This window comes from Bacteroides sp. AF32-8BH (assembly GCF_003435205.1).
GTDB lineage: Bacteria > Bacteroidota > Bacteroidia > Bacteroidales > Bacteroidaceae > Bacteroides > Bacteroides ovatus.
In genome coordinates, this window is sequence record NZ_QVLZ01000001.1 from 359,060 (window position 1) to 365,213 (window position 6,154).

6 protein-coding genes and 1 pseudogene are annotated in these 6,154 nt (G+C 47.8%); 1 reads left to right on the plus strand and 6 read right to left on the minus strand.

The genetic code is table 11. From position 1 onward, the window contains the following. Positions 1-16: 16 nt before the first annotated feature. The 3 genes and pseudogenes from DWZ47_RS01490 to DWZ47_RS30860 all read right to left on the minus strand — a co-directional run. Positions 17-1,111: a DUF3575 domain-containing protein gene (locus DWZ47_RS01490; RefSeq protein ID WP_117512134.1), complete on the minus strand. Its 1,095-nt coding sequence runs from the start codon at positions 1,109-1,111 to the stop codon at positions 17-19. 198 nt (positions 1,112-1,309) lie between these two features. Continuing rightward, entirely contained in the window at positions 1,310-2,437 is a 1,128-nt protein-coding gene (locus tag DWZ47_RS01495) for a helix-turn-helix domain-containing protein (RefSeq protein ID WP_117512135.1), read from the minus strand. A 207-nt stretch (positions 2,438-2,644) separates the two neighbouring features. Then, a pseudogene (locus tag DWZ47_RS30860) lies at positions 2,645-3,094 on the minus strand (DNA methylase); the annotation flags it as partial. Between DWZ47_RS30860 and DWZ47_RS30565 the strand changes: the two are divergent. Next, entirely contained in the window at positions 3,024-3,266 is a 243-nt protein-coding gene (locus tag DWZ47_RS30565) for a hypothetical protein (RefSeq protein ID WP_010537621.1), read from the plus strand. The pseudogene DWZ47_RS30860 and the gene DWZ47_RS30565 sit on opposite strands and share 71 nt — an antisense overlap. 274 nt (positions 3,267-3,540) lie before the next feature. On the opposite strand, the gene tnpC is transcribed toward DWZ47_RS30565, so the two are convergent. The 3 genes from tnpC to tnpA form a co-directional block, all read right to left on the minus strand. After that, positions 3,541-5,127: an IS66 family transposase gene (gene tnpC, locus DWZ47_RS01510; protein ID WP_008776790.1), complete on the minus strand. Its 1,587-nt coding sequence runs from the start codon at positions 5,125-5,127 to the stop codon at positions 3,541-3,543. An 82-nt stretch (positions 5,128-5,209) separates the two neighbouring features. Continuing rightward, positions 5,210-5,575, minus strand: a complete 366-nt coding sequence (gene tnpB / locus DWZ47_RS01515; protein WP_004318658.1) for an IS66 family insertion sequence element accessory protein TnpB — start codon at positions 5,573-5,575, stop codon at positions 5,210-5,212. Continuing rightward, complete coding sequence (gene tnpA, locus DWZ47_RS01520) at positions 5,559-5,993, minus strand: IS66 family insertion sequence element accessory protein TnpA (RefSeq protein ID WP_004308135.1); 435 nt, start codon at positions 5,991-5,993, stop codon at positions 5,559-5,561. Before tnpA ends, tnpB begins: the two co-directional genes overlap by 17 nt. Between the last annotated feature and the right edge of the window lie 161 nt (positions 5,994-6,154).

Consider the following 6,154-nt stretch of genomic DNA (forward strand, 5'->3'; position numbering starts at 1 on the left):
ATTCTATTCCTCCGTATTAGAATAACTTCCATACCAATGTCACACCGGCATTGATGGGACCACACCAATCTTTTGTCTCGTTGCCGCGGCGTACACGTACACCGTCGATGACTTCATATTTTTCGAAATCGGCATTCAGGTAGCCCAAACCGAGGTTGAAATCAAGAGCCAGTGCCTTGTTCAGCCGCAGCTGATAGCCGGCGGTGATGCCGCCACCCATCAGGTCGCCCTGCTTGCCTGTTTCGGAGAGCTTGTAGTTGAACTGTCCGGCCTTGAACATCGCGCCCAGATACCAGGCTTTCTTCTCACCCATATAGTAACGCACTTCCGGAGCCACTTCCCAGAGTGCATAGCGGTGGTCCTTGTCGCTCCACGTCCATGAAGTCCACGAGCCGTTTACGGCAATGCCCCACGATGGGCAGATGCGCCATTCCACGCCAAGATCTGGTGTCAGGGTAGCCCAGCGCAGCAGGTTGGCACGCAGGGAGAGATGATAATCAGTTGTGATTTTGGTTTCCGACGGCGTGTCGGCAAGTGTATTTTGTTGAGCGGCTTTCTCGGCTTCTGCCTTTTCAGCGGCAAGTCGGGCTTCTTCCGCCTTGCGCTGCTCTTCGGCAAGCCGTTCCTGTTCGGCACGCTTCTCGGCTTCCAGTCGTTCGGTTTCCGCCTTGCGTCGTGCTTCCGCATCCGTCGCGGCAGTTCCCTTTACCGGTACCGTCAGGCGCACGGTGACAAAATCACCCTCAGTCGCATGGTTGCGGGTAATGAAATTCTCCTCTTTTATTTCCGCACGGATAATCAGTTCGGATTTCACACGGTTGGCACGGATCTTCGCCGTGGCAAGGTTCTCGGCTTCACTGCCCAGTGAATTACAGTATCCGTCAACCAGTAGCGGCAGCTTGCCGTCAAGAATTGTGGTTTTGTTGTTTTCGATACATTCCAACAGGCGGGCAAGTTCCGTGTCATTGCCATTCCAAGGCACGTAGAACATGTCCTTCTGCGGAACGAAGCGGAAGGTGTAAACTGTGTCTGTTTTCTGCTGCGCAAAAGCCGGAAAAGCTGCCGGTGCCAGCCACGAAAACAAAATGAAGAATAGGATTCTTTTGCTCATTTTTTATATGCTTTTTAAATTTCCAATCCAGACTTAACATACAAAATAAGCGAAAAGATTTAAATTCAGCCCGATTCTTGCCTATAAAAAATGTCTCAATTGTCAGAATCGCACATCTTTGTGATTTAGAACATTTTGGTTTTGTCGTTCAGACTATTTTTTTGTCGTTTGGTCTATTTTCCCCATCCACACACCGTATTATTCCGCCTCTGTTTTCCTCCATTTGACAGGGGTACAGCCTGCATTTTCCTTGAACAGCCTTATAAAATGGCTTGGTGACAAAAAACCGGATTTCTCGGAGATGTCGGCAACCGTCAACCTCGGATATCGCGCAAGCAGACGTTTCGCATATTCTATACGAAGTCCGGTAATCCAATCGCGGAACGACATGTCATACGTAGTTTTGATGTACCCGGACAGGTAGGTGCGGTTGGTATGAAGCACATCTGAAAGCTCCTTTATGGTAAGGCCGGGCCGGATATAACCGTCCGCATCGATCCAACCTTTGATTTTTTTCGCCATTTCGGCATGGAAAAAAGGAGTATCCTGCCTCTGTGCCTGTTCCCGGTTTGTGGTGTCACACAGGTCTTCCTCTTCAGAAGTCATGCCATCTTCCATCGCGTTTTCCACCTGTTCGTAAAACAGCAGATAGTTCAGATAGCAAAGGAAGAGATAAATGTAAAACGGTACCGATGACAGAATCCAGATATAGACGTATTCATCAGGCAGGAATGTCAGCAGTCCGCATCCCACCCCGAATGTGACAGCCCAGTAGGTGAAAATGGAAAGCCATTTGATATAGGCACCGATGTCGTCCGCACGGGTGTCATCGAAAATGCGGATGACCCTGTGATAGGCCCGGAGAAGCCTACGGGTCAAGAACAGCCCATAGATAACCAACCATGCGGCCAAGGCAAACATCACCGTTGTCTGTAAACCACCTTTTGGTAACAACAGCAGAACGATGCCGGAAAGGATGGAAAACAGTATCCATAGACAGATATGCGTCCGTAACCGACGTTTGGTGATATAAAAGCGGTCAAGCAGAGTGGTGAGGCCCGAACTGAACAACCAGTAGCACAAAAAATAGGTGGACAGGTTCATCAGGATGGCGGCATCGGTATTCTTGAACCTGATCCCAAAAAAGAAATGTACCGAATAGTTGGCGGCAAGTAACAGTATGGCTACCCCCATAATTCGCCGGGAACGCAGATAATTATTGAAAATGGCTTTTTCCGAGGTTGGAGCCAACAAAAAATAAAAGCCGAAGAACAACATCAACGGTAGCGCAATACAAAGTGAATAACTGTATATAGATGGTTCCATTTTATTATGCCTAACTATTTTGAATGCAAAATTAGCGAAAATACTGAATATATGGCGGATTTGCCATGACGATTTACTTTCAACACCCTATTTTGATATAATCGAGGGCTTGTTGTATGGTATCCTTGCCATTATGTCATATTGATGGAAAAAGCAGGAAAAGGAATGGTATGTTCCCAATCCTGCCATATATATCCGCACACTCGTTCACATTTTTATACCTTTCGGTTTGCACTCGTCACGGACGTTGAATCCCGGCCGCCCGATGATGATGTGGTCGGCAATAAAATTGCCAGACGGACTGCGTTCATTCACCGAGCTGCGTATCTGCGGCACATCTTCGGTGTGTTGTGGAGATACGTTTCGTACACCTTCCGCATCCGGTTTGACCTCCTGTCCGTCATTCTCCTTTTCGGCGACTTCGGGCGTAGGCGGCTCAAGCTCCAACTGTATCTTTCGGTCGAGTGCTGCAAGTTCGGACTTCAACTGTTTCAGTTCGTCCTCCTTCTTCCATACCTTCCCGGCTATCTCCTACAACTGTGGGACCTCCTTTTCCTGCACCTCGTTCTTCGCCTTGTACTGGTCAATGATGGACGGAATCCTCTCCAATGCGTTCAGGAAATTGCGTGCGGCGGCTACCGGGTCAGCCATCGCCAGCATGCAGCCTATGTCATACAAGGATACTGATACTACGGGAGAACCTGTCGAGCATGTGACAGAACCGGACAAGCAAATTGCGCATTCGGCTCTCGGTGACTACGGACCATTCAGTGTGAAATATGCCACGAAGGACTTTCTCAGCTACGGGAACAAAAAGTTCCGCATATAGATTCTGATTTTGCTTGTTACAGATGGAAGCAACGGCAATATGCCAGAGGAGGCCGGGCTATACAAAAAATAAGGGGCTGTACACATGCGTCAGCTCCTTGTTTTTAAGGGGTAAGCGACTGCTCAACTACATCTTGTGCATTCAATTTTTCAGTGGGATGCACTCCATTGTAAGTGCATCTCAATTTCCATATACCAACTTATCTCAGGGTTGTCATTGAGTGTCAGTCTCGCTTTTTCCCGTTTTTTCCTGCATTTTCCCGGAACTGTCCTGATTATTTTCTCCATACATCCGGTAGCAGTTCCTTCAGGTCTCTGTCTGATTTGGGAGCCAGATAATAGGGGAGTTTACTGATCACATCATTCAGCCACTCTCTGGGGTTGACACCACGTTCCTTACATGAGCCAAGCAAGGAACAGATTATAGCCGTATTCTCAGCCGCTTCGTGGTTTCCGCAGAACAGCATGTTCTTTCTTGATATGACCAGTGGCCTCAGGGCATTCTCACAGCGATTGTTGTCAATGAAAATTCTTCCGTCATGGAGATACGGTTTCATTCTTGGCAGCAGGGAGTAGGCATAGGCTATGGCTTTTCCCATAAGACTTCGTTTTAGAACTTTAGGGTATGTGTTTTTAAGCCAGAGTTCAAAGCTGTCAAGCATCGGCTTGGATAGACGTTGGCGTAATTCAGCACGTCCTTCATACGGGAGTTCCTGTTTATCCGCCATGTATTCCACATTATACATATCCTGGATAAATTTGAGTCCCTGCATGGCATATTCCAGATTTTCTTCCTTGCACAGCTCTATATGTCTGCGGATATGCGCGAGACACCCACACAGACATACGTCCTCCCCATCCTCAAAGGCGTCATAAATGGGATGGCCGTCACTTTGGAGATATCCTTTGAAGTTTTTCAAAAGCCTGACCGCAACTTTTTGTGAACGCGATCCGTTGTCGTAATGGAAGAAGAGCAGACGCGGCACAGCCGCTCGGACTATCCAGATGTATTCTTTTACGGCTTTATGCCTGTCGTGGTTTATAACCGGAAGCGTGGTCTCGTCAACCTGGAAGTAATCTGCGGCCAGTACTTTCTTCCTGAGTTCCAGATAAAGTGGCCTGAGAAGCTCGCAGACCGGTCTGAACCAGCCGTCCAATGTGTTTTTGGACAGTTTCACACCCAGATGTTCCAGCTGTTTCACTTGTCGGTAGAACGGGACATGATATTCGTATTTCTGTAAAAGGACCTCAGCGAGCATGGAAGCCCCTGGCATACCTTTATATATGGGCATCAGTGGCATGGGAGCGGTTATTACAGCCTTTTCTCCGTTATCAACGGCCTCCATTTCATTTTTCAGGGCGTATGTGGGACGTACCGTGTCTTTCACATAGAGGTAGCCGGGTTTCATCTCAAGGGTCCTGGTATGTTCCTCGCCTATCTTGACGTATCTGCTTAAATCGACATTCTCCGGTTCGATGACGACTGTTACAACCGGAAGGTTATCCATGACGACCCGGTTACGGCGCGGTGTTTTATTGGCGGCCCGGGACTTGGGGACGGTAATCTGTTCAGCCGCCCTGCTCCGGGCATCTTCGATTTCCGCCTCTATCTGTTCCAGGTCGCCATAGTCAAAAGGGAGCTTCGGGTCTCCGTTATCGACAGGCTTGCATTTCTCACTCATCTTTCCGAACACCTTCCTCTTCAGCCATGCCAGGGAGGCGTTCAACTCAACTATCGTACCCCGGAGTTCTTCTATGGTCCTTGCCTGGGCTGAGATGATCTCACTCTGTTTACGGTTGATATCCAGCAGCTGCTCCATTGAGGGTTCCACAGCTTGTCCGGTTGCATCTTCTTTTGCCATTCAATATCTTTTTTTTGATGATATAAAGATAGTCAAAAACAACAAGAAAAACAAGCCTTCAAGCTGTTTGTTTACAACTGTTTTACCAATGCTTTTTCAAATTGGAAAGCCGTCTTTGCCTGCCTTTGCTGACATCTTCATTGATGCCTTCCACCATAACGACCAGGTCACTCCAGGTCATGGGGTAAGAACGGGTGGCAGGATTATAGGCGGGTATCTTGAAGGTGCCTTCTTCAAGCAGTTTCTCATAAAGGACCAGACCGCCCGGTTCGGCATGGAGCAATTTTATCTTGGTCCGGAAACGGTTGTAGAAAATGAATACCTCCCCACTTCTGATGTCGCCTCCCATCCTCTCATGCACAAGGCCGCAAAGAGTGAACATACCTTTCCTCATGTCCGTATAACCGGGGCACAGGAAATATCTCATGCTGTCATTTAGGCAGAACATTGGCATTATATATTTTAGAGATCAGATTCAGGGCAGCTTCACAGCCGGAAGACCCTTTAAACTTCAACTTCAATCCGTTGGGTAATTCCAAGGATATTTCAGAGCTGTCCTTTCCTTTCAAGGGAAAGGGGACGCTAGGCTGGGGAGATGGCAGGGGAGCCTCGTGAGATATACCGGGGGATGGCGTGTCGCCATTGATTACTATGGGGACAAAGCTGTCTTTAACCCCTAAGCGGGAGGCTTCTGCCAATAACTCCCGCTCCGTTATACCGTATTTTTGTTTCCAAAGATAGAATCTACTACGGCTATAACCTTCATTCTCACAAAAATCAGCAATGGACAAACCACTCTGCTGCTGACGGAAAAGAACGGAGATAAATTTTTCTCTGCTCATCATGTGTTTACGTCGCTGCATCATAGGATATTATTTTTTTTGCAGCAAAAGTAAGGAGGGAAAATGAACTGTAGAAGATGTACTTACTCAGGCGCTTACTTTAAGGGGATATTCGACTTTTAGCCCCCAAGAAGATCAATATTGTTATGTACAACCGTCCAACCTGCGGGTAAAGTGCGCAACTC

What these genes read in the sequence shown, in the direction of transcription:
- DWZ47_RS01490 (WP_117512134.1), bottom strand. Translation starts at nt 1,111, where the DNA reads ATGAGCAAAAGAATCCTATTCTTCATTTTGTTTTCGTGGCTGGCACCG.
- DWZ47_RS01495 (WP_117512135.1), bottom strand. Translation starts at nt 2,437, where the DNA reads ATGGAACCATCTATATACAGTTATTCACTTTGTATTGCGCTACCGTTG.
- DWZ47_RS30565 (WP_010537621.1), top strand. Translation starts at nt 3,024, where the DNA reads ATGATGGACGGAATCCTCTCCAATGCGTTCAGGAAATTGCGTGCGGCG.
- tnpC (WP_008776790.1), bottom strand. Translation starts at nt 5,127, where the DNA reads ATGGCAAAAGAAGATGCAACCGGACAAGCTGTGGAACCCTCAATGGAG.
- tnpB (WP_004318658.1), bottom strand. Translation starts at nt 5,575, where the DNA reads ATGTTCTGCCTAAATGACAGCATGAGATATTTCCTGTGCCCCGGTTAT.
- tnpA (WP_004308135.1), bottom strand. Translation starts at nt 5,993, where the DNA reads ATGATGCAGCGACGTAAACACATGATGAGCAGAGAAAAATTTATCTCC.